The organism is Pseudalkalibacillus hwajinpoensis (assembly GCF_039851965.1).
In the GTDB taxonomy this organism is placed as follows: Bacteria; Bacillota; Bacilli; order Bacillales; family Guptibacillaceae; genus Guptibacillus; species Guptibacillus hwajinpoensis_E.
Window position 1 is genome coordinate 1,974,872 of record NZ_CP156674.1, and the last position, 21,678, is coordinate 1,996,549.

A 21,678-nucleotide genomic window follows, 5' to 3' on the forward strand; every position below is an offset into this window, starting at 1 on the left:
CTCCTTAACGGAGCCATTTAATAGAGGTGATAATTGTTCCTTCATTCTCTTTCGAGTCAATTGTAAACTCGTCCATTAAGCGTTTAACGCCAGGAAGACCTGCACCAAGACCACCCGATGTGGTAAAGCCATCTTCCATGACTTTTCTAATATCTTTTATTCCTGGACCGGAGTCAGATGCTTCGATTTTAAGTCCAAACTTACCACCGCTTTCCACACGTTCGATGGCCACTTCGCCTTTTCCAGCATACAGGTATATGTTTCGGGCGAGTTCAGAAATTGCTGTCGTAATTCGTGCTTGGTCAACCGTACCGAACCCAAGTTCTTTTGCAAGGTTTCTTCCAGACTGTCTCGCCTTAACAATATCCCACTCATTTCGAACTTCCACACAGGATTGGATATTCATAACTTATCCCCCCAATTCCTGTTGTAATTTCTCTAATCCTTGTTCTAAATCTAATGCAGTTGGGACATTTTTCATCATTATTCCAAGATCAATTAAAGTAATAGCAACGGCAGGTTGAATTCCTGTCAGCACCACTTTTGCCCCCATTAAATTCGACATGCGTACAACATCACCAAGTACTTTGGCGATGAATGAATCGATCATATCAACGGACGTTAGATCAATTACAACGCCCTTTGCTCCTGTTTCATGGATCTTCTCGAGCAAATCCTCTTGAAATTGAAGTGCAGTTTTATCATCTAGATCTACTTGAATCGTAATTAATAGATACTCATTTAATTTTAAAATAGGAATTCGCATAGTCTTCCCCCCTTACTCAACCTCTATCATTTTTCGTTTGGTCATTTCTAATGCAGATTTCATACCTTTGAATAACGTACTTTTGGTCGGGAATTGTCCAAGATCAATACCAAGGTTAACGATCGTTTGAGCAATCTCAGGTCTGATTCCAACCAGGATACACTGTGCTCCAACAAGACGAACTGCTTCAGCAGCTTGAATAATATGATGAGCCACCATTGTATCCACTACTGGTACACCCGTGATATCAATAAGAACAACCTGAGACCTGTGCTTAATCACGCCTGTCAACAGATTTTCCATAATAAGCTTTGCTCGCTCCGTATCGATCGTCCCGATTAATGGCATAACGCTTATATTTTCAAACACCGGAATCAGCGGAGCCGATAACTCCTGGAGAGCTACTTTCTGAATCGACACCGTATCTTCCCAGTTTTTGGAACTTTCATTAATGAGTTGATTCACGATTGGATCAATCCAGCGATCAATTTCATCATACATACTGATTGCTTTTTCATTAGAATGATTAGCATCAAGTAGGACAGCTAGAATAATACGACGGAAATTTTGCAATCCCTGTGTAATATAGCTAAGTCTCCATCCGATTTTCATTAAATGTTCAGCGAACTCTGTCATTCGATCTGTTGGCTTATGAGTATTCTGCTCAATATGCGTATAAATGATTTCAAATAATTCCTTGTTTGTTTCTTCGTATGCTTTATCCGTTATCGATTGTAACCGATGTTCATCACGTACTTTATCCATCTCTTCCATCCATCTAGTATAAATACGCTCGCGGCCCTCATTCAATATTTGTATAACTAACTTGTCCATCTTGCTCCTCCCTACGATCTTCCTGTGTTCATTTATCTTCTCGTTGCAAGGAATACCTGGCAATTATTATACTTTCTAGTTTATGCACATCACATCATTTCTATCTTAACACACTTTCGCCATAACTAGAAAATTCCCTGCCATACATAACACTAAAAGTTATCGAAGTTAGAATTGAATCGATGTCTCTCCCTTATACTGTATTGAAGAAGTATCAATATACAAAAAAACTGCTCACGGGAGCAGCTTCATTTGGGAAATATAGTTTTCAAAAATCAATAAGGCCCAGGCTGATTTGCAGAGCTTCTTGCACCCGCTGCATCATACCCTCATCAAGGTGAGTGATCTTATCAGTTAGACGTTGTTTGTCGATGGTACGAATTTGTTCTAGTAGAATAACCGAATCACGTTCAAATCCATAACGCTTGGCATCAATTTCCACATGCGTGGGGAGCTTCGCCTTTTGAATTTGTGCTGTAATTGCGGCAACAATGACTGTAGGACTAAAACGATTCCCAATGTCATTCTGAATAATCAGGACAGGCCTTACGCCACCCTGTTCAGAACCTACAACAGGAGAAAGGTCAGCAAAATACACATCACCTCGTTTGACAATCAAGCCATTACACCCCGCTTACTAAGCGGTCCACGGTGTGCTCTGCTTCCTCCTCAACAAGAAAGGCTTCTGCTGCAAGGTTCAGATTAATCTTAGCCATCTCCATGTACCCCTGGCGCATGGCGTCACGAATTTGTCGCTTTTTACGTTCGCGAATATACATTGTCGTGGCCTGTGATATGAACTCGTTACGATCGAGCTGTTCCTGTTGAATGATACCATCCACCTCATTTAAAATATGTTGTGGGAGAGTTACAACAATCGATTTTTTGTTTGCCTCTGACACAAACATACACCTCCGAAGCACTGCTACTCATATTGTATTCCACCATTAATCTTACCATTGCAATCGACACATTGCAAAACAACTTTCCACAAGACTATTTCATCAAATTCTTGCAAAATCCTTCTTTTATTTTATTATTTTTTTAAAATTGTATTCATTACGCCTTTTTTTTCTTTGTTTTGCAGAAATATTCGAGGAACACGCGGTCCGATCATACAAGGAATTTCATAGTTTATCGTCTCAAGTCGCTCCGCGATGTCATCTATTGTAATTTCTTCTGAGCCCTGATACCCAATAAGGGTGACAGGTGCACCAATCTTTGTCTTACCTGGAAGGCGCACCATGAACTGATCCATGCAAATTCGTCCAACGATCGGCGCACGCTTGCCATTGATTAGTACATAACTATCCTTTAATTTACGAATCCATCCGTCAGCATAACCGATTGGGACAGTACCAATCCATTCGCCTTCATTTGTACGATAAGTTGAACCATAACTTATTGGTTCGCCTCCATTCATTTGCTTCACATGGACAAGTTGGCTATGAAGACTGAAAGCTGGTTCAAGTTTGAAAGGTTGGTTTAATTTCATTTCTTGCGAAGGATGAAGACCATACATCGCTATACCAACACGTATCAGGTTTCCAATCCGATCCGGCAATCGAATCGAGCCTGCGCTATTACCAAGATGGGTCCACCTCGGGCGAATACCTTCCCTCTCGAAATAAGTGGCCATTTCTTCAAATGCGGTAAGCTGTGACTCAATAAATAAGTTGTCAAGTTCATCTGCTGTTGCAAAGTGCGTATAAAGTCCTTCAACCATAAAACCAGGATATTTTTCCAAACACTCTACAATTAGTTTAGCTTCTTTTTCAGTCCTTATACCCAGGCGTCCCATTCCAGTATCGATTTTCAAATGAATGGTAAGTGTTAGATCATCTAATACGACTGCTGCCTGCTCAATCCAATCAGTTTGAAAGACGGTCAATGTAATCTTGTAATCTGAGGCTATTTTCGCATGAACTGGCGGCACCCATCCCAATACTAGAATTGGAGCGGTGATTCCTTCTTCACGAAGCGCAAGCGCCTCATCAAGAATAGCAACCGCTAAATACGAAGCACCGGCTCGAAGCGCCGCTTCAGCTGTGGCAACAGCCCCATGTCCATACCCATCAGCCTTTACAACCGCCATAACAGATACATGTGAAGGCACATGTCGTTTAAACGATTTGATGTTTTGCTCGATTGCATCTAGATTAATCTCTGCCCAAGTCTCACGGTAATACGGTTGATTGTCCAAATTTCTTTCCTCCCGAAACAAATCACTCTGTTCTCTATTTTAGGAGTTTTTAAGAAAAGCGCAAGCGTCTTGTTTAGTTCCAACAAGCGCTGAAGCTAGACAGATAAAGCGCAAGCGTCTTGTTTAGTTCCGAAAAGCGCTGGAGTCCCGTAATTTGATACCGACTATTTAGGCTCATCTATTTTGAAAAAGGTTCAGCCATGAACACACAGCTGAACCTTCTAGAAGTTTATTTAATTACGGTGGTGCCATAGACTGACCTGGCCACTGCGGCCATTTCTTCTTTCGACAGGTCATTAGAAGCAAGGAAGAAATCAACACCGTTGTGGTGCCATGTGACAGTCGTCTCTGTCATGACTCCCATTGTGAATCCAAGGTCGACTGGTTCGCCCTCACCCACTGAAACCGGAGTGCTCGTTTCAAGAGCTGCTTCACTTTTTTCTTCGATTAACGTGAAGGACTTCTCACCTGTAAAGCTTAGCATTACTTTATTTGTTGCTACCTCTTTCTCATCAGTTAACCCTGTACCCTGGGGCTCATACATTGGGTAAACAACTTCAAAAGGCTCATTCGTTGCTGCAATCACAGGAACTTCGAGCTGTGCTGCTGTCATGTTTCTTTCCATATCAAAAGCACCTTTGTCAAAGGAGGCATTGAACTTCATATCTGAAAACTCAATGTTTACAAGTGGCTTCATGTCCTGATTCATGATGGTTACTTTCTCAGGAGCAAGATCCTTCTTGTTTAACCGGATTGACTGTTTAGCCAAATTCTTATTTTGATAATTCGTTTTCGTAGTGAAAACATAGTCATTATCTTTTGCTTCAAAAGCTGCACCAGAATCGTTTAGAATATCTGCAACAAGCGTATTGTAAAGATATGCCTGACTACCGTTTTCTGGCCAATCACTCTGGAATCGGAAGCTTTTATTGAGGGCTGGCGTTAATACAAACACGCCCTCATCGTTTCTAAGAATAATTTGACTTTGTTCTTTAGTAGCGTTTTTCAATTCAACTCGATAATAAGATGGCTTCTGATACCAGATTTCAACGTCATACCGCTGCGGCTCTTCCCCTGTTTCTAAGGTCATTTTGGCATTAACTTTATAGCTGTCCATTTCATTTAGCTTTTTATCAAGAGCGTCGACTACGTCCTGCTGACTTTTTTGTCCGCATCCCGCAAGTGCGACCAGCATCAGTACCCCAATAAGTAAAACGGAACCGAACCTTTTCACTGTATTCAACTCCTTTGCCTCATTTAAAACGACAAAGGAGGTTCCTGCACCGCGAAAAACCTATCCGTGATGTTACTCGAGAAATGAATGCAGAACAGCCGGAATGGTGTCAATGACATCAGTCGCAAGAACATCCAGGGTTGAATGGTTCGACTGGACGAGAACATCAGCAGCCTTGCCGTGTACATACACGACGTTGCTGATACCTTCATGAATGGACTTACTGTTCATGATAAACGCAAGGATCATACCAGTAAGCACATCACCTGATCCCCCTTTTGCTAGCGCCGAATTACCGGAGGTGTTAATGAACTGAGTACCATCTGGAGACGTCACAACCGTATATGGGCCCTTTAAGACGAGATAGACATTGTACTCCTCAGCAAAAGACCGGGAGACCTCGAATCGATTGTTCTGTACTTCCTGAATGGAAAGACCTGTAAGTCTGGCCATTTCACCAGGATGGGGCGTTAGTACAGTTGTGCCCTTTCTTCCTTTTAGCTGATCTTTCAGTTCATTCAAGTGATATAACGCATCAGCGTCCATCACGAGCGAAGTATCAGACGCAAGAACCGCCTCGACCATTTTACTCCCACCATCTAATCGACCGAGGCCAGGTCCAATCGCAATCCCATCAAATGAAAGATTCTCTGGTACTTCTCCAGAGAAGAACCCGCCTTCTGAAGGCCATCCCCGGAACATGGCCTCAACCAAAGTGCCTGCTGTCATCGACAGAATCTCTTCGGGTACAGCTGCCTGGATTAATCCTGCACCGCTTCGGTAGGCAGCTTTGGCTGTCATAATTGGAGCTCCAACCATTCCCTTTGAACCACCGATGACCAGACCTTTCCCGTGGCTTCCTTTGTGGGAGGACGCCGTTCGATCAGTGAGTGTATGTGCAACGCTCAACTCCGTCCAGAGTTTCCTTTGTAATGCTTTGGAAAAAGCGACACGTGGAAGACCAATATCGATGACTTCAAGTTCTCCATAGTAATCAGCGTCTGGATAAAGGTACGCACTTAATTTAGGACATTGAAGCGTATAAGTTCGATCAGCACGAATCGGTTCGTATTCGCCTTCAAATCCTCCGTCAGCCTTTAGACCACTGGGTAGATCTACCGACAGAACGACAACTGAAGACTTATTTACCTTCTGAATGATATGATTGTATGGGGAACGGATGGCCCCGGATACCCCCAGTCCCAGAAGGCAGTCAATCACTACACCATACTCAGATAGGTGCTTATTAAATGATTCTCCGTCCTTATACGCTTTCCATTCAAACAACGCCTTAAAAAACCCAAAGTGCGCAGCTGCATCTCCCTTTACTTTTCCTTCAGGTGGGATCACCCAGACATCCACGTCAAAACCGTTCTCTTTGAGATATCTGGACAGAACAAAACCATCCCCACCGTTGTTTCCAGTTCCAACTAGAACAGCGATTCGTTCATGCACTTGAAGTCTATCTTTCATCGCCTCAAACAGAGCTTTCCCTGCGTTTTCCATAAGCATTGCACCACTTAAACCGATCTCCTCCATGGTAAATCGGTCTGCTTCATACATTTCTTTTCCGGATACGATTCTCACTACAGGTCCCTCCTGACCGTGGTAAAAATATATGAGCGAAGTTTCCATCTTATGCAGACTAGCTTGACGAGCTTTCAATAATCACTTGCGCAATGGCATGCTGACGTGAATGTGAAATAGAGATATGTATTCGTTCATCTTCTGCCGATGCTTTAATATACGGGGCACCCTCTTCAGATTTCTGAACTTCAATATCATGCCAGCTTAACTTTCCAATCCCAGTCCCCCTCGCTTTTGCATAGGCTTCTTTCGAAGCAAACCGACCAGCAAGGTACTCTACACGTCTATGCCCGCTAAGCTTTTCAAACTCTTCAAGTTCAATCTTAGTCAAGATTCTAACAGGGAAAGCAGCGTTTCGCCCTATTGCCTTTTCGATCCTTTCGAGCTCAATCAGATCAATTCCAATTCCTTTAATCATAATAACCTCCTTAGTACTAACTGTTCTTGACCCAGCATAGTATTATCAATAGTGTTCATATGGTGAGCTATGCTAAACTAGAAACAAATATAGGAAAAGCCCTTACGTCTTTTTCTTTTACTGTATAGCTTTATCTAAACTTCCAAAAAAGGTGGTCAACTTATGTTTGTGCGAAATGAAGATTTTCGCTCATTTATCCGCTACTATCCTATCATTACCATACTTATTGGTATACATATCCTCCTCTTCCTTCTCATAAACGTCTTTGGTATGCGCTCCATCTTTAACATGGGAGCAGGTATCAATGGATTAATTGAAGCAGGAGATTACTGGAGGCTGGTCACACCGATCTTTCTCCATGCTGGTTTTGCGCACGTCCTTTTTAACAGTTTTTCATTGTACCTCTTTGGACCTGCACTCGAGCAAATGCTTGGTAAAAGCAAATTCATTGTTGGGTATTTCGGTGCTGGAATCCTTGCGAATATCGGTACACTGTATTTGCAGGATAGTTACTTCAGTCATGTTGGTGCTTCCGGAGCTATTTTTGGCTTATTTGGAATCTACTTTTATATGGCTTTCTATCGAAAAGAGTTAATTGATCAGGCAAATTCCCAACTCATTCTTATGATTCTTGGGATTGGTCTTGTGATGACGTTTATCAGCCCGAATATCAACATACTGGGTCATTTATTCGGCTTCCTTGCAGGGGCTGCATTAGCGCCTATCCTTCTGATCGGAGCAAAGCCATTTGTGAATCGAGGTATGATTCGTGTTCGTCGCTCTCCGGAAAATGGCGATATCCGTTTTAAACCAAATCGATGGCAGCGGAGAAAGGTCCGCACCGGTCCAGGTAGTGGAGGTAAGATTCTCTGGGGTATTTTTATCGCTCTCGTCGCACTCGGATTTTTAGCAAGATTTCTGTAACGAGTCTGCTAAAACACTCCTCATATTTAAAGAAACCAGTGATGCTATATCCAATCACTGGTTTCTTTAAGTTGATGGTAAATTCAAATAGTATTGAACCGCGTCCCTAAGATTGCCTGTAATATCGAATTTCTGATTTAGTTCAAAATCGTGCTGCATTAAACGAAAGACGTGTGCTGGTTTTAAACCACATATTACAGGAGACACCCCGAGTACCTCAATCATGCTACAGAATGAATAAAATGCAATGACGCCGCTTGCTTCAACCTGTGCAATACCACTAAAATCAAGGATAACTTTTTCATAATCACCATTTCTTAGTGTATGAAGCAAATGGTTTTCATTCACGAGAAACAGCTCACTCTCAAGGTCTCCAAATAGCGGAATAATTCCAAGCGTTTTAGAAATAGGTAGAAAAGGACTCGATATGGTGGTAGTTATCTTCTCGACATTTCACACGACCAGTCTCACCATATTTATCCAATAACTCCGGCATGTCTCTATAAATTCCTTCAAAGACCTTTTCAACAATAGCATCCATCTTATTCATTCAGCCACAACCTTAAACCTATGTACTTTGGGTTTCACAGCTGCTAATTCCGCATCAGGATACTTCTTTTCTAAATCGTGAATTTCTTTATATACAGGGCTTGTCATCCAAGTTAGAAAATGATCTTTCGTTTCCCATTTTAATTGAACAGTTAGTTCTCCCGGTCATACTTCATTCTGAAGTAACGTAAACGAGAGAAATCCTTCAAATTCATCCACTCTTCTTGAACGAGACTGGTAGATCTTAATGACCTCTTCTACTTTTTCTTCAGGAACATTAAATACAGAATTAACTACGTACATGTTCATCCTCCTACCCACAGGAGCATTTATTCTTTCTTATTGAGCTCATTTATATTATTTGAACTGTAAGAATACAAGTTCAAAAGAGATTCTCCATTAATTTGCTCTATATCTCTTACCCTAAATTGCTTTCCTGCAAAGCTGGAAAGAATTGAAACTTGAAATGTTGTTAAACCACGATATTTTTGAAAGAAAGTCGTCTGCATTTCCATCGCCTGGATTCTTTTTCTTGCCACGTAAATTCGCGTTCGGCCAATTTGCCTGAATTGTAACAGGGCCACACCCTGTTTCCATCCCCATCCGGCATCACGGTAATGAAGGTAGCCTATTAAGCATGCGACCGGGAGCAATAGAACAGAAAAGTAGCCATATGGAACAAAAAAACTGATGAGGCCAATCGGAATTAGGACAGGTAGCGAGAATCGAACCATGTATCGGCTTCTTGCTTTAACAGGAAGTGCGCGACAATCCTCATGTATAGAGACTTCAGGTAATACTTCTTGCAGAAACCCTTTAAGGTTTCGACGTTTTATAAGTGGAAACATAACAGTTGAGAACTGTTCATCCTCGCCGCCTCCACCGCCACTTTCAACGTAGACAACAGAATAGCCAAATGGCTGACGGAGAAGACCTTCCACTACCCGAATTGCCTGGATACGGTGCACAGGTATCGTTAACTGTCTTTTTTCAAGAATCCCTCTGTTGATAATTAAATCATCTTCGACACGCGAAAGTACAAAACCACCATATTTAAGAACCGTACCAAGAACTGCGAAGAACCATGATAGTAACAAAAGGAATGCAGCTCCCGCAAGAATAAAGGGCAACGTTGCATTCATAACCCTTTCCGACACGCTCATATAGAATTCATCGGGTATAATATTATCGATTTGTGAACCGATGGCCGCAACAAATGACAGGATCACACCTATGCCTCCGGAAGTTGATGCTGCAATAAGTAGTTGACGCCATGTCAGCTTATATTGTAAAGACCGCGTTACCGATTCTTCTTCAGTATGCTCCTCTATACTCTTTCTCCTTTCATAAAGTTCGTCCTTCAATAGATCAGCATCAGAACGACGTAAAGCTGACATCACAACTTCAGGCTCTCCACCACCGCCAGCTGTTTCAATTTGAACCTTTACAAGTCCAAAAACCCGTTGAATGATCCCTTGAGAAAAGTCGATTGATTGAATTCTCTCCCTCGGAATATATCGCTTTTTACGAAAGATAAAACCCTGATGAATCCGGAGTTCTTTATTTTCAATATGGTAGGTGTAAAACAGCCAGCTGAAAATACCATTTCCAATCGTGAAGGCAAGCAGGCCTCCAATGGCGAGGAAGTGCCACCATGAGTATCCGTCGCCGCTACCAACAAAGACAAAAATAATCAACGGAAGAGCCGCTTCTTTCACATGTTTTGCGAATGACAGCAGCATGGCAACAGGATGAAGTCGTTTCTTATTAGACATCCTCTTCAGCCACCCTTGCTAATACTGAAATTCGGTCTCGTAATTCATCTGCTACCTCATTTGATAGCGCTGGAATCTCATGAGTAGTTGCTGCAGTTGAAATCGTTACAGAAGAAAGGCGATGGGCCCGTAACAAAGGCCCCTGCCTCGTATCTACATGCTGGACACGAACCATTGGAACTAATGTCCGCTTCACAACAATGACACCATATTTCAACTCGATCTCGTGCTCACTGACTTCATAGCGCCACTGTCTAAAGCGAAGCTTTGGAAGAATCCAGGTTTGAAGAACGATAAACAAACAAACCAGAATAACAGCGACAACAAGAACCCATGTTGGCCAGGGTGCCACAAAAATATGTATTACAAATAATCCAGCCAGAACTGCTAAACTCATAACAGAGATAATTCCTCCAGTTATTTGCCATACTCTTAATCCTTTTCGATCAATTTGTTTAGAAGGCTCAGGTCGCATTAAACCCCTCTCTTTCTCATGATACCCTTGATTTTTTAACTAGTATATCATGGTTAGTTCCCTCCATCTATTCTCACCATTTTATTACAGCAATTCACTTTCCACAAAAAAACCTGAGCTTCTTTACTGCTCAGGTTCATACGTTATTTAAAAAAGGTTGGGCACATATGGACGTTCTGACTCTCTCATACTGACCATTTCCTTCTCTTCATGAGACCAAATAGAAAGAATTCCTGCCTCCGCATTATAGAAGGTTAAGTATTGATCCGTACACTCGAGGAGTTCACTACTGGGAATTGGAAATTTCTCCTGCAGTCCAGTTTCTGAACTTATGTATACCAGTTGGTCGCTTTTCCCAGTTCTACCATTAATACCGTGAACAATTAAACTACCATTCCATGAATGAATCGTCCGGGGAGAGAAATCAAGTTTAAAAGAATTTTTGACCTGGAATTCATCATCCAAAAGTAGAATTTGATCCTGTTGAGAAGGAGTTATGGAAAGAGCCGCTACATAAATACCTTCATTTGTAACCATCATATTAACAGGTGAATATCCCTTTTCTAGCGGAATAACCACTTTTCCATCATTACCAAAAGTCGTTAAAAGGGCCTCATCACCTTCAACATGATAAGAAGAAACAATAAGCTGCTTCCCTTTACGCTTAAGGTCACAGAAAATCCCATTCACATGCCACTGATGGGTGATACGAGGATTCTCTTTAGAAAATTCATAGATCCAGCCGTTCCACTCTTCCCCTTCACAAGCAATACAGATGGAATCAGTATATTCATAAAAGCTTGGTTTCCCATTTACCTGAAATGTTCTCAGCTGAGCAAGGGTGTTAACAAAGACATAAACTTCTACATGATTTGACGAGAGTTGTTTCGTAAACCAGTAATTTTGGTTAGAGTCCCTGACGACATTAGAAAAGCCTTCATCACTTGCGATTGGAAGCCTGGGTACATTGACCCGCTCGGACGTATGGTTTGTTACATGAGGCTCATTCTCAGATTTCAGTACTTTGTTCCCTTGCTCAAAAGGCATTTTCAAGCTCCCCTTTCATAACCAGCTACCTTTTACCAAAGACAAATAGGAAAAAGGATAGATATTAAAGACCGATCCTTGCTGTTAGTACTAGTTTAACAAACAATTCGTCAAGGGGGTATTGGGAAATAACAATAACTTTCGTCGGATTAATTAACTTTTCCGCTTCCTACTTTCCCAACTTATTAGCACAAACCAGGTACCAAAGTCCCTGAGTCACATAAATGGCCCTATTTACCCTCCAGTCATTCATGTACATTAACGTACCCACTCTCCTTTTTGCCAACTTTTTTGTCTTGACAGTCTCTATCCACTAGATAACAATGAAAACGAGTTCACTATTATTGGAGAAGGGTGAGATTTACTTGGCTAGTAATCACGATGAATATATCCGGAATTTATATGGCAATGAAGATTCCGCAATCGTCACCGTAAATAAAAGCATAAGTCAACATGGCATGCCCGCCATCTCAATTAAGCCAGAAGTAGCGCGTCTGCTAACCTTACTGGTCAAGATGTCAAAACCAAGAAATGTAATGGAAATCGGAGCGCTTGGAGGTTATAGCGGAATTGTTCTTGCTCACGCACTTGATAAAGAAGGGGCTCTTACGTCTCTTGAACTAGAAGAGTCATATGCCAATGTCGCACGAGAAAACCTTACAAAAGCAGGCTTTGGTGATAAAGTGAAATATGTAATTGGTCCAGCTCTACAGAATATGGAATCCCTTTATAGCGCAGGCCAACACTATGATTTCTTTTTTATCGATGCTGATAAAGGAAATTATCCAGCCTATCTTGATATGGCTATTAAGCTCGCTTCACCTGGTGCTGTTATTGTTGCAGACAATACATTACAAGGTGATCGTGTTTTTGATGACAAAGTAGAAGATGAAAGTGTCAATGCAATCCGTACGTTTAACAACAAAATGGCAAATGATGAGCGCCTTGAGTCCATCATCATTCCTCTTTGTGACGGCCTAACCATTGGAAGAGTAAAAAGTGGAACAATTGAATAAATCCTTCACTCGTTCAAAAATAGGAAGAGCAACTGAGCTCTTCCTATTTTTATTAAAATGCTACAATTGTTCGTCCACGAACTATTCCGTTAAGAATAGAATTTAGTACATCAGGAAGTTCGTCAATTGTTATTTCTTTCTGGATAGATGCAAGATGCGATGCTCTGAAGGTTTGTAATCACCTGCAACATGCTTCCATATTTCTTTTCGTTTCTCCATTGGACAGTAAACCGAATCAATTCCAAGTAAATTAACCCCTCTCAGAATGAAAGGGAAAACAGTCGTTGGCACTTTGGCACCTGCTGTTAAACCACTTCCCGCCACGGCTCCTCCATACATCGTGTTACTTAGGACCGAAGCTAGTGTTGATCCACCGACAGGATCAATAGCTCCCGCCCACTTCTGTTTCCCAATTGGTTTAAATTCTTCAGGGGCAACTTCATCACGGCTGACAATAGACGTAGCACCAAGCTCTTTCAAATAACTATGCTCAGACTCTTTACCTGTGCTGGCTGCAACTTCATAACCTTTCTTAGCAAGGATAACCACAGCCATACTTCCAACGCCACCGGTAGCGCCTGTCGTTCCAACTGGTAAACCGATAGGGAAGCTGTAAAACCAGCTGTTCCGAAAACCATTGCCTCTTTTAATGAAAGCCCCTCAGGGAGTGGTACAATCCACTCCGACTTCACTCGTGCATATTCACTGAACCCACCAAAGTGAGAAACGCCCAGCTCATAGCTCGTGACAATAACATGATCTCCCTCTTTCCAAGCTGGATGGTCAGATTCCGCAACAACACCAGCAAGGTCAATTCCCGGAACATGAGGGTAATTCTTTACAATGCCTTCGGGTGCGTCGCCAGCCCATCCTTATAGTTCACACTGGAATAATGTACTTTTATCAGTACATCACCTTCTGGCAGGCCTTCCCTCTTCAATTCCTTAACAGTAACTTTCGTATCGTCTTCTACTTTATCAACTACTAAAGCTTTAAAAGGTTCCACTATGTCTTCCTCCTTTACTACCATTTTTAGTTCACGCTAAACAGAAATTACCCTAACTATCATTTTCAAAACAAAGGAAACAGCCCGTCGTCGAGCATATCTTATTCTCTCCTCAAGTTTAATCAACAGCCCATAATTCCCTTTTTCCTATAACAAGACCGGTGAAGGTAAACCACCTCTTTACGATCCATAACACATATTTCAACTCAACTTTTGGATGGTAGTATAAAGCCCCTCAGGCAGGAAACATTAACAGCAAGTAAAGGAGGAATGCATTATGGCAAGAAAAGAAAAAAAGCCCGGTATGAAGAAAAAGCTTACTCAAGCTGTTGACCATGCCAATCAAACAAACCCTTCAACGAAACAAAGAAGTAAACGAATTACAGAATAAAACCGGGCCTTTTATGCCCGGTTTTCATTTCAACTTAAAGGTTGATTGATCAATGATTTCAACATCATCCCTTTTCTTAATTTCTTCCATCAGACGAAAAAGCGCGCCATCTTTTTGTTTCGCTTCAATCATGCAATCAATCTGAGCAGTGCTATCTCTTATTTCATTAAGAAAATCAAAAAACATCGAGACGTCTACATAATCTGCATGACTCCGAAATTCCTTTTCACTTTTAGGTGATGAAATATGCATTTTAACAGGCAGAGGAGACTCACTCCACGTATTCACCACTCTAGTCCAGTACTTTGCCCACTCCTCCGTTTCGTGACAGGCCAGGTGATGATGATAGTCAAAGACAAGGGGGACGTTTAACTTCTCACATAGATAGAGCGTATCGAGCAAAGTAAATGTTGTGTCATCATTTTCGAGGATCACGGTTTGTTGAATTTTCTGCGGGGTATACATCCAATTATGAAGAAACCGCTCAAGTGCTTGCTCTTTGTCCTTATATCCACCGCCCACATGAAGAACACAACGATGTGCGGGATCAATCCCCATCGCCTCAAGAAGTCGGACATGCATAGCAAGCGCAGTTGTTGAATTCTTTAGTATTTCTTTCTTAGGAGAGTTAAGCAGAACGAAATGATCAGGATGAAAATCCACTCGCATTTCAGCTCTCTTTGCGAAGTCCCCAAGCTCCTCGAGCTCGTTTTTTAACGGCGAAAGGTAGTTCCAACCATCAAGTGCCTCATGATTAGCAAGCGGGATGAGCCTTGAACTGAATCGAAAGAAGTGAATCTCGTTCCCTTTATTATGCTTTAAAAGACGAAGACAGTTGTTTAGATTTGATTTTGCAATTCTCTCTAGCTTATGGATGGCAGCTTCCCTGTTTGTGAGCTTCTGAAATTGTGCAAAGGTCATCGTCTGGGATGGGGAGCTATTCGAAAGTTCCATACTCATCGCAACGTAACCTAACCGAATAATTGTCATATACTTCCCACCTCACCATTTCTAATAGTCTTTCCATTTCAGGGGCATTCAATCAGCGATATCTTACAATCAATTACAAGTTGAAGCATGGTACAATTGAAGCAATACCTGGATGCGGGTAACTTGAAAAAAGGGGTAATTTTATGGCAACTCGAATCATTACGGACAGCAGCATTGACTTCCCTGAAGAACTGCTGAATGAATTAAACGTAACGGTAGTCCCACTCAATCTTCTCTTTGGAAACGAAGAATACAAAGCTGGAGTAGATCTTGATACACCGACGTTTTATCAGAAACTCAAAGATTCAAAAGAACTTCCCAAGTCCTCTGCCCCATCACCTCAGGACTTTCTAACAAAATATGAAGAAACCAGCTCGGAAGATAAAATTCTTGTCATTGGCCTATCAGGTTCTCTGAGCAGCACGTATGATAACGCCGTTATAGCCAAAAAGATGTTTCATGAGGAACATCCAGAGCGCATTGTAGAAGTGATTAATTCCAAAACAGCTTCATCGGGTCTTGGCATTATCGTTTATCATGCTGCTGAAATGGCACGTGATGGTGAGAGCTTTGAGACGATTGTTAAACAAGCACATGAGTATACAGATGATACCCTCACGATGTTTTTACTTGATACACTTGATAACGTGATCAAAGGCGGACGTCTCGATCGTGTAAGGGGTACGATCGCATCTGCTCTAAACATTAAGCTTTTAATGAGAGCAAGCGAAGACGACGGTTCACTCGAAGTGCTTGATAAAATTCGTGGCAACAAACGCGCCGTACGTCAATTCATCCAGAAAATTGGAGAGTACGGACATAATGTGGAAGACAAAGTAATTGCTGTCGCGCATAGTAATTGCGAAGACAAAGCGAAAGCATTAATTGAACAAATTCAAGAACGGTACAAGTTTAAAGACGTTATTCTTTCTACAATGGGACCACTGATTGGCACGTACGCAGGTGAAGGTGGACTTCTCGTCGCGTTTAAGAAAAATTAAAAAGTATGCTTACCAAAAGAGCGCGATAAAGCGCTCTTTTTTTTATTTTTATTACCTTGCATTAGGTTCTTAGATAAAAAAACATATAAAAAAGCGCTTTCTTAACAGGAAATGAATGACCATTCATCGAATTGAGTTCAAAACGAAGAAGTGTGGTGAATGGTGATGGAATGGAAAAAGTTATTCGAACCGATAAAATTGAGAGGATTGACACTGCCAAATAGGGTGATGATGGGATCGATGCACCTTGGCATGGAAGGAAGTAAAGAGCAAGAAGAAGCGCTCATCTCATTTTACACAGAACGATCAGGAGAAACCGGCCCAGGTATTATTGTAACAGGTGGCATCTCTGTATCACCTGAGGGAGATGGCGGTCATCATTTTCTCGGGTTTTACAGGGAAGATGATCTTGAGGTGATGAAACGGTTAACAACTCGCGTTCATAAAGAGGGAGGACGAATTGCTGCTCAGCTTTTTCACGCCGGGCGTTATGCATATGCCGCAATGAATGGTGTGCCCTCCGTTGCACCTTCACCAATTAAATCGCCTATCCACAGAGAACAACCTGTTGAGTTAACAGAGCTTGATATCCTTAACCTTCTAGAGTCGTATGCAGAAGCTGGTAGAAAAGCAAAAGAAGTTGGCTTCGATGCAGTCGAAATCATGGGTTCAGAAGGTTACTTAATCAATCAATTTCTTTCCCCGAGAACGAATAAGAGGACAGATCAGTGGGGTGGAAGTTTTGGAAAACGAACAAGATTTGCAATTGAAGTTCTTAAATCAGTCAGACATGCCGTTGGGGAGGATTACCCCATTATCTTTAGAATGTCTGGCCTTGATCTTGTTCCAGATTCCTCAACCCCTGAAGAAACGTTTCAACTCGCCAAACTGCTGGAAAAGAATCAAGCAGATATTTTGAATATAGGAATTGGGTGGCATGAATCTACTGTCCCGACTATTTCCATGATGGTACCAAGAGCAGGATTTATTCAACCAGCATTACAAATTAAAGAAGCGGTCAATATTCCTGTGATTGGAAGCAACCGTATTAATGACCCCGTTCTAGCAGAAAAGTTACTGCATAAGCTGGACATGATATCAATGGCAAGACCGTTTCTTGCTGACCCCCATTTGCTTCGAAAAGCAAAGGCAGAAGCGTTAAATCAAATTAATACATGCATTGCCTGCAACCAGGCATGCCTCGATCATGCATTTGAAGGGAAAGCCGTCTCCTGTCTTGTTAATCCACGGGCTGGACGCGAGTATAAATGGAAAATAAATAAACCGAAAAAATTGAAGAATGTCGTTGTCGTTGGTGGAGGCGTTGCAGGAATGGAAGCCGCACGAGCACATGCTGAGCTTGGCCATCAGGTTACACTTTATGAAGCAGGGCCATCCATAGGTGGACAATTCAATCTGGCTCGCAAAATTCCTATAAAAAAAGAATTTGATGAAACAATTCGTTACTACACAACAGAATTAGAGAGATTCGGAGTTCATGTTGCTCTCAATCATAGACCGAGTGTAGAAGAACTTCTCGCTCACTCACCTGACCTTATTGTAGTGGCAACAGGTGTCATTCCTAGAGAACCTGTTATTCCAGGCATTGACCGTGCTGTACGATACCCTGAAGTTCTTTCCGGTACGGCCACTATTGGGAAGAAAGTGGTTATCATTGGTGCCGGTGGTATTGGTTGCGATGTGTCTCATTTTCTAATCGAAAAGGGAATTAATGACATTATCTTATTAAGACGAAATGGGAAAATGGGAGAAGGTCTAGGAAAAACGACCAAATGGGCAATGCTTCAGGATCTTAAACAAAACGGCGTTCGCTTCCGCACCAATCTTGCTTACGAAGAATTAACAGAAAAAGGGCTTGTTATCACGAATATTGAGTCAGGGGAACAGGAGCTCCTTGAAGCTGATACAGTCATTCTTGCAGCAGGACAGGAATCAAACGTCCCAGACGAGTACAGTGACCTTGAGGCAAAGGGGATTCAGGTCGCCGTAATTGGTGGCGCTCGTCTTGCAGGAGAGCTAGATGCGAAACGTGCAATTTACGAAGGAGCCAAAATTGCTTTTGAACCTGATACAATCTCTACACACATGTAAGAGAGGTGCGTGCGCACCTCTCTTTCTCTTATCCCTATTCCCCATGAATCATGCGGTGAAGAAACTTTTTCGTATATATCGTTCCTTTTACTTGTTCATTAATCCACGCTTCTTCATCCTTCAACCACTCGATGATATCCATGGATGCTTCCTCATGGTCATTAACAGTCAGGTTTTGAAAAATCTCCTTTACGCGCTGTAATTGCTCCTGCTGAAACGTTGAATCAATTGTTTTTAACCCTAACTGCGCTCGCTCGGGGTAATAACGGTGTAATAGCACCCTTGAGTAATGGACCATCACATGATTTAACATATGAACTGCCCAAATGTCATTTCCTCTTCTGTGTGCTTTTTCATATTGAAATAGAAAAAAAGCTGTATCATCGACGTGTTCAATGAATTCATGATTGGATAAGGTGAGTTGCTGCTTGTCATACAGAATGGAAAAATAGTCTTTCTCAATTAACGATTCATCTGTCACTGTAAAAAGATCCAAATGAAGCATATTGTCATATACCGCAATTATTTGGGGCGCAATAATAAAAATTTCATCATAAAAGAGAAGTTGGTCATACGCTTCTAGATGTTCTTTTCGTCTTGTTAGAAACGCTTTTTTGTCTTTCTCATCCACTAGACAGTACAAATCAACATCTGAATTCTCATCGTACTCATTTCTCCCCATCGAGCCTTTCAGAAAAATCGCCTGCACTGACTCATCCTTCTTTAAACTTGCCGTAATTACATGAACTGCCTCTTCCTGTTTCAACTTCACACCCCCTTCCAAAAATGAGATAATATACCATCATATACGAAAGGGAGCTTGTACAACAAGATGCAAGAAAAGGCGCGTTTCCTTTACCCTAGTTTGTCTCCATTTCTCACTTGTTTATCAGGCTGAATAAGCACAACGCCATCATCACCATAAACTCCGAGTACAAGTACTTCTGACATGAAATCAGCAATTTGCCGGGGAGGAAAATTCACGACCGCCATGACCTGTTTCCCGATTAAATCCTCTATTTCATACAAAGCTTTTATCTGAGCGCTGGATTTCTTAACTCCAATTTCTTCACCCAGGTCCACCTTCAATTGATAAGCTGGCTTCCTTGCCTTCTTAAAATCATTTACTTCAATTATCTCACCCACACGAATATCAAGCTTCATAAAGTCATCAAATGTAGCCATCCTCATCACTCTACCTTTCTGTCATTACACTCTTCTCCATAATGCTGTTTCCCTGTCGATGGATAAATACCTTCAACTATAAGCGCTTATCCAAAAAAAGTTCAATAATGCTACGCATCTGCTCCTCTTTAATCGTTCTTTCTCCCAATAAGTAGAAAGAAAAACACTCTACTAGAAACCGCTCACATTCCTCAAATTGAATGGTATACAACTCCGACAATGTTAACGGGTATTGGGAAGTAGCAAAGTACCGTTCTATCCGAAGCACGTACATGATATCATTCAATATTTCGTAATGGTTAGGTGAAGCGAGTTGCTTCAACCTCTTCTCAATTGAAAAGAGAAGTTTCTTTACTCCATTTTGTATTTCTTGATGAGAAGGTAAAATAAAAGGTGTCTCTCCAAATACATTAAGCTGTTCAAAATAAGGGGCGACATACTCTCTCGTTCCATCAGCTTTCGCCCTAAAATCATGAATGCATGTTTCCCTTAAATCAAGAGAAATCCCCGTTAACTCAGGAAAATATGGCTTCCTACTTACCTTCTCATTATAGAAACACCAGACGTCTAGGTCCGAAAATGGACCAGCCTCCCCCCTTGCAAAACTTCCGGTTAATACGACTCCACGCAAAGCAGGCGTCTTGATTCGATCTACAAGACGCTTCGCATATTTCTCAATCATTAACGGAGTAATTAGAGGATTTAGCATATGTATCCTTCTCCTTTTAACGAGACCCTCAGAAGGAGCTAGCCATTATGAACCTGGTCCGTATTATCTATGCTTATATTTCTTATAAATCCAAAAGTCATTCATTCTAACATAGTTAGTTCGTTAGAAAACGAAAAACCTTATTAATCACATCATCTCGGTCTTCTCCATGCAGGATATGATGCTTTGAACTGTCCATTAAGATAACTTCCTTTTCCTCTGAACCGATAATGTCGTAGATAATATGAGCGGTTTTGTATGGAACCATCCCATCCCTTTTACCCTGTAGAATGATTGTCGGAGTTGATACATTTCCAAATGATGGTTTTAATTTTTGCACAAGTTTTCGAAACTCAATTGATGCAAGAAAAGGTGTTGTTTTAATTTTTTTACTGTAACGAATAAACAGCTCATTTTGAAAAAGTCTACCCCTACATAAATCAGTCATCATACCGCCAATGTCTTTTAGCATTTGCAAAGGTTGAATATAGTGAACGGCTGCACTCAATAGCACGAGCTTATCAACATCATATTTCGTAGCGAGATAACCTGCTAAAACGCCACCCATTGAGAATCCAACTAAATAGATCGTGTCACATTGATCTTTGAGCTCTTTTAAGTTCGTTTCAGCAGCATCGATCCAATGGTTAAATGTGATGCCTCGTAGTGTATCATCTTCACCGTGCCCTGGAAGCGTGGGTAAAGAAATGACCCAATCGGTGTGAATTTGTAAATATTCTGCTAAGGGCTCAACCTCATATGGTGCTCCAGTAAATCCATGAATGAGCAAACAACCGACCATACTTGTCCCCTCACCTTCCCTCCTGTAGTTTAGTTCTTATAATACCACTCCAAGAAAAAGTTAATCCTCAGTGAGGGTCAACGCTTTCGAAAAGAACTTGAGGATGAATTCTTTCTTATATGCACGGATAGCGACGGCTGCTCATACTCCATTTCAAGAGATGTAGAACAATTTGGACAGATTACCGCACGTGAAGGGATTGGCGTACAACAGTATGGACATTCTTTCCTCGTCATGGCATTAATCGGATCCTGCCCGGGCTTTCGCCAACGATTTAGCTGGCGAACGACAAGAAAAACAGAAAAGAAGACAATAAGGAAACGAATGGACGTTGAAAAGAATACGCCGTAATTGATTGTTGCAGCACCTGCTTCTTTGGCATCTGAAAGCGATGGATAGTAGTTACCATTTAAGCTAATAAACATATCAGAGAAATTGATTCTCGCTAGAATCAGTCCTATTGGCGGAAGAATAATGTCTGATACAAGCGAATCAATAAAATTACTAAACGCTGCACCTAAAACAATCCCAATTCCCATATCAGCCGCGTTTCCTCTAATCGCGAAATGACGAAATTCATTTAATAGACCGATGGGAAATCCTCTCCTTCACCTGTGCTCTAACCATTTTATGCAGCCACTATACAAGCTATGC

At 41.5% G+C, this 21,678-nt stretch carries 24 protein-coding genes and 2 pseudogenes; 4 read left to right on the forward strand and 22 right to left on the reverse strand.

Annotated features, from left to right (window positions below; genetic code table 11):
- Positions 1–4: 4 nt before the first annotated feature.
- The 9 genes from ABFG93_RS10300 to acpS form a co-directional block, all read right to left on the reverse strand.
- Positions 5–406: an anti-sigma regulatory factor gene (locus ABFG93_RS10300; protein WP_347552657.1), complete on the reverse strand. Its 402-nt coding sequence runs from the start codon at positions 404–406 to the stop codon at positions 5–7.
- A 3-nt stretch (positions 407–409) separates the two neighbouring features.
- Positions 410–766 carry an STAS domain-containing protein gene (locus tag ABFG93_RS10305; protein WP_347552658.1) on the reverse strand — a complete coding sequence of 119 codons (357 nt, stop codon included), beginning with the start codon at positions 764–766 and terminating at the stop codon, positions 410–412.
- 12 nt (positions 767–778) lie between these two features.
- Positions 779–1,600: an STAS domain-containing protein gene (locus ABFG93_RS10310; RefSeq protein WP_347552659.1), complete on the reverse strand. Its 822-nt coding sequence runs from the start codon at positions 1,598–1,600 to the stop codon at positions 779–781.
- A 268-nt stretch (positions 1,601–1,868) separates the two neighbouring features.
- Positions 1,869–2,219 (reverse strand): type II toxin-antitoxin system endoribonuclease NdoA, encoded by a 351-nt coding sequence (ndoA, locus tag ABFG93_RS10315; protein ID WP_048312992.1) that lies wholly within the window; start codon positions 2,217–2,219, stop codon positions 1,869–1,871.
- 4 nt (positions 2,220–2,223) lie between these two features.
- Complete coding sequence (locus ABFG93_RS10320) at positions 2,224–2,508, reverse strand: CopG family ribbon-helix-helix protein (protein WP_048312993.1); 285 nt, start codon at positions 2,506–2,508, stop codon at positions 2,224–2,226.
- 128 nt (positions 2,509–2,636) lie between these two features.
- On the reverse strand, positions 2,637–3,803 hold the full coding sequence (gene alr, locus ABFG93_RS10325) for an alanine racemase (protein WP_347552660.1): 1,167 nt from the start codon (positions 3,801–3,803) through the stop codon (positions 2,637–2,639).
- A gap of 229 nt (positions 3,804–4,032) precedes the next feature.
- On the reverse strand, positions 4,033–5,037 hold the full coding sequence (locus ABFG93_RS10330; protein ID WP_347552661.1) for a LolA family protein: 1,005 nt from the start codon (positions 5,035–5,037) through the stop codon (positions 4,033–4,035).
- A gap of 72 nt (positions 5,038–5,109) precedes the next feature.
- Positions 5,110–6,624 carry an NAD(P)H-hydrate dehydratase gene (locus tag ABFG93_RS10335; protein ID WP_347552662.1) on the reverse strand — a complete coding sequence of 505 codons (1,515 nt, stop codon included), beginning with the start codon at positions 6,622–6,624 and terminating at the stop codon, positions 5,110–5,112.
- 58 nt (positions 6,625–6,682) lie between these two features.
- On the reverse strand, positions 6,683–7,042 hold the full coding sequence (gene acpS, locus ABFG93_RS10340; RefSeq protein ID WP_347552663.1) for a holo-ACP synthase: 360 nt from the start codon (positions 7,040–7,042) through the stop codon (positions 6,683–6,685).
- 162 nt (positions 7,043–7,204) lie between these two features.
- Between acpS and ABFG93_RS10345 the strand changes: the two genes are divergently transcribed.
- Complete coding sequence (locus tag ABFG93_RS10345) at positions 7,205–7,966, forward strand: rhomboid family intramembrane serine protease (RefSeq protein ID WP_347552664.1); 762 nt, start codon at positions 7,205–7,207, stop codon at positions 7,964–7,966.
- 66 nt (positions 7,967–8,032) lie between these two features.
- On the opposite strand, the gene ABFG93_RS10350 is transcribed toward ABFG93_RS10345, so the two are convergent.
- The 6 genes and pseudogenes from ABFG93_RS10350 to ABFG93_RS10375 form a co-directional block, all read right to left on the reverse strand.
- Complete coding sequence (locus ABFG93_RS10350; RefSeq protein ID WP_347552665.1) at positions 8,033–8,314, reverse strand: STAS domain-containing protein; 282 nt, start codon at positions 8,312–8,314, stop codon at positions 8,033–8,035.
- 52 nt (positions 8,315–8,366) lie between these two features.
- Positions 8,367–8,516: a hypothetical protein gene (locus ABFG93_RS10355; protein ID WP_347552666.1), complete on the reverse strand. Its 150-nt coding sequence runs from the start codon at positions 8,514–8,516 to the stop codon at positions 8,367–8,369.
- Positions 8,513–8,818, reverse strand: a pseudogene (locus ABFG93_RS10360) (antibiotic biosynthesis monooxygenase family protein). The gene ABFG93_RS10355 and the pseudogene ABFG93_RS10360 overlap by 4 nt, the downstream one beginning before the upstream one ends.
- Positions 8,819–8,844: 26 nt before the next feature.
- On the reverse strand, positions 8,845–10,290 hold the full coding sequence (locus tag ABFG93_RS10365) for a PH domain-containing protein (RefSeq protein ID WP_347552667.1): 1,446 nt from the start codon (positions 10,288–10,290) through the stop codon (positions 8,845–8,847).
- Positions 10,283–10,765: a PH domain-containing protein gene (locus ABFG93_RS10370; RefSeq protein WP_347552668.1), complete on the reverse strand. Its 483-nt coding sequence runs from the start codon at positions 10,763–10,765 to the stop codon at positions 10,283–10,285. Before ABFG93_RS10370 ends, ABFG93_RS10365 begins: the two co-directional genes overlap by 8 nt.
- Before the next feature lie 147 nt (positions 10,766–10,912).
- Positions 10,913–11,812: a hypothetical protein gene (locus ABFG93_RS10375; protein WP_347552669.1), complete on the reverse strand. Its 900-nt coding sequence runs from the start codon at positions 11,810–11,812 to the stop codon at positions 10,913–10,915.
- A 365-nt stretch (positions 11,813–12,177) separates the two neighbouring features.
- Here ABFG93_RS10375 and ABFG93_RS10380 point away from each other — a divergent pair, with 365 nt between their 5' ends.
- On the forward strand, positions 12,178–12,828 hold the full coding sequence (locus tag ABFG93_RS10380) for an O-methyltransferase (protein ID WP_347552670.1): 651 nt from the start codon (positions 12,178–12,180) through the stop codon (positions 12,826–12,828).
- 52 nt (positions 12,829–12,880) lie between these two features.
- Here the strand turns inward: ABFG93_RS10380 and ABFG93_RS10385 are convergent.
- Together ABFG93_RS10385 and uvsE are read right to left on the reverse strand one after the other, a co-directional pair.
- Positions 12,881–13,837: pseudogene (locus ABFG93_RS10385) on the reverse strand (acryloyl-CoA reductase).
- A 412-nt stretch (positions 13,838–14,249) separates the two neighbouring features.
- On the reverse strand, positions 14,250–15,215 hold the full coding sequence (gene uvsE / locus ABFG93_RS10390; protein WP_347552671.1) for a UV DNA damage repair endonuclease UvsE: 966 nt from the start codon (positions 15,213–15,215) through the stop codon (positions 14,250–14,252).
- A gap of 143 nt (positions 15,216–15,358) precedes the next feature.
- Between uvsE and ABFG93_RS10395 the strand changes: the two genes are divergently transcribed.
- Positions 15,359–16,216, forward strand: a complete 858-nt coding sequence (locus tag ABFG93_RS10395) for a DegV family protein (RefSeq protein ID WP_347552672.1) — start codon at positions 15,359–15,361, stop codon at positions 16,214–16,216.
- A 165-nt stretch (positions 16,217–16,381) separates the two neighbouring features.
- Positions 16,382–18,328 carry an NADPH-dependent 2,4-dienoyl-CoA reductase gene (locus ABFG93_RS10400; RefSeq protein WP_347552673.1) on the forward strand — a complete coding sequence of 649 codons (1,947 nt, stop codon included), beginning with the start codon at positions 16,382–16,384 and terminating at the stop codon, positions 18,326–18,328.
- 34 nt (positions 18,329–18,362) lie between these two features.
- Here the strand turns inward: ABFG93_RS10400 and ABFG93_RS10405 are convergent, their stop codons facing one another.
- The 5 genes from ABFG93_RS10405 to mscL all read right to left on the reverse strand — a co-directional run bounded on the left by ABFG93_RS10405 (position 18,363) and on the right by mscL (position 21,563).
- The gene (locus ABFG93_RS10405) at positions 18,363–19,100 is read right to left on the reverse strand and encodes a nucleotidyltransferase domain-containing protein (RefSeq protein ID WP_431522069.1); all 738 of its coding nucleotides are present in this window, start codon (positions 19,098–19,100) and stop codon (positions 18,363–18,365) included.
- A gap of 83 nt (positions 19,101–19,183) precedes the next feature.
- The gene (locus ABFG93_RS10410; RefSeq protein ID WP_347552675.1) at positions 19,184–19,513 is read right to left on the reverse strand and encodes a tRNA-binding protein; all 330 of its coding nucleotides are present in this window, start codon (positions 19,511–19,513) and stop codon (positions 19,184–19,186) included.
- Positions 19,514–19,589: 76 nt separating this feature from the next.
- The gene (locus ABFG93_RS10415) at positions 19,590–20,222 is read right to left on the reverse strand and encodes a nucleotidyltransferase domain-containing protein (RefSeq protein ID WP_347552676.1); all 633 of its coding nucleotides are present in this window, start codon (positions 20,220–20,222) and stop codon (positions 19,590–19,592) included.
- A 115-nt stretch (positions 20,223–20,337) separates the two neighbouring features.
- Entirely contained in the window at positions 20,338–21,024 is a 687-nt protein-coding gene (locus tag ABFG93_RS10420; protein ID WP_347552677.1) for an alpha/beta hydrolase, read from the reverse strand.
- Positions 21,025–21,101: 77 nt separating this feature from the next.
- Entirely contained in the window at positions 21,102–21,563 is a 462-nt protein-coding gene (gene mscL, locus ABFG93_RS10425) for a large-conductance mechanosensitive channel protein MscL (protein WP_347552678.1), read from the reverse strand.
- Between the last annotated feature and the right edge of the window lie 115 nt (positions 21,564–21,678).

Coding starts and splice junctions, on each gene's coding strand:
- ABFG93_RS10300 (WP_347552657.1), bottom strand. CDS start 406: ATGAATATCCAATCCTGTGTGGAAGTTCGAAATGAGTGGGATATTGTT.
- ABFG93_RS10305 (WP_347552658.1), bottom strand. CDS start 766: ATGCGAATTCCTATTTTAAAATTAAATGAGTATCTATTAATTACGATT.
- ABFG93_RS10310 (WP_347552659.1), bottom strand. CDS start 1,600: ATGGACAAGTTAGTTATACAAATATTGAATGAGGGCCGCGAGCGTATT.
- ABFG93_RS10320 (WP_048312993.1), bottom strand. CDS start 2,508: ATGTTTGTGTCAGAGGCAAACAAAAAATCGATTGTTGTAACTCTCCCA.
- acpS (WP_347552663.1), bottom strand. CDS start 7,042: ATGATTAAAGGAATTGGAATTGATCTGATTGAGCTCGAAAGGATCGAA.
- ABFG93_RS10345 (WP_347552664.1), top strand. CDS start 7,205: ATGTTTGTGCGAAATGAAGATTTTCGCTCATTTATCCGCTACTATCCT.
- ABFG93_RS10355 (WP_347552666.1), bottom strand. CDS start 8,516: ATGAATAAGATGGATGCTATTGTTGAAAAGGTCTTTGAAGGAATTTAT.
- ABFG93_RS10365 (WP_347552667.1), bottom strand. CDS start 10,290: ATGTCTAATAAGAAACGACTTCATCCTGTTGCCATGCTGCTGTCATTC.
- ABFG93_RS10370 (WP_347552668.1), bottom strand. CDS start 10,765: ATGCGACCTGAGCCTTCTAAACAAATTGATCGAAAAGGATTAAGAGTA.
- ABFG93_RS10375 (WP_347552669.1), bottom strand. CDS start 11,812: ATGCCTTTTGAGCAAGGGAACAAAGTACTGAAATCTGAGAATGAGCCT.
- uvsE (WP_347552671.1), bottom strand. CDS start 15,215: ATGACAATTATTCGGTTAGGTTACGTTGCGATGAGTATGGAACTTTCG.
- ABFG93_RS10395 (WP_347552672.1), top strand. CDS start 15,359: ATGGCAACTCGAATCATTACGGACAGCAGCATTGACTTCCCTGAAGAA.
- ABFG93_RS10400 (WP_347552673.1), top strand. CDS start 16,382: ATGGAATGGAAAAAGTTATTCGAACCGATAAAATTGAGAGGATTGACA.
- ABFG93_RS10410 (WP_347552675.1), bottom strand. CDS start 19,513: ATGGCTACATTTGATGACTTTATGAAGCTTGATATTCGTGTGGGTGAG.
- ABFG93_RS10415 (WP_347552676.1), bottom strand. CDS start 20,222: ATGCTAAATCCTCTAATTACTCCGTTAATGATTGAGAAATATGCGAAG.
- ABFG93_RS10420 (WP_347552677.1), bottom strand. CDS start 21,024: ATGGTCGGTTGTTTGCTCATTCATGGATTTACTGGAGCACCATATGAG.
- mscL (WP_347552678.1), bottom strand. CDS start 21,563: ATGGGAATTGGGATTGTTTTAGGTGCAGCGTTTAGTAATTTTATTGAT.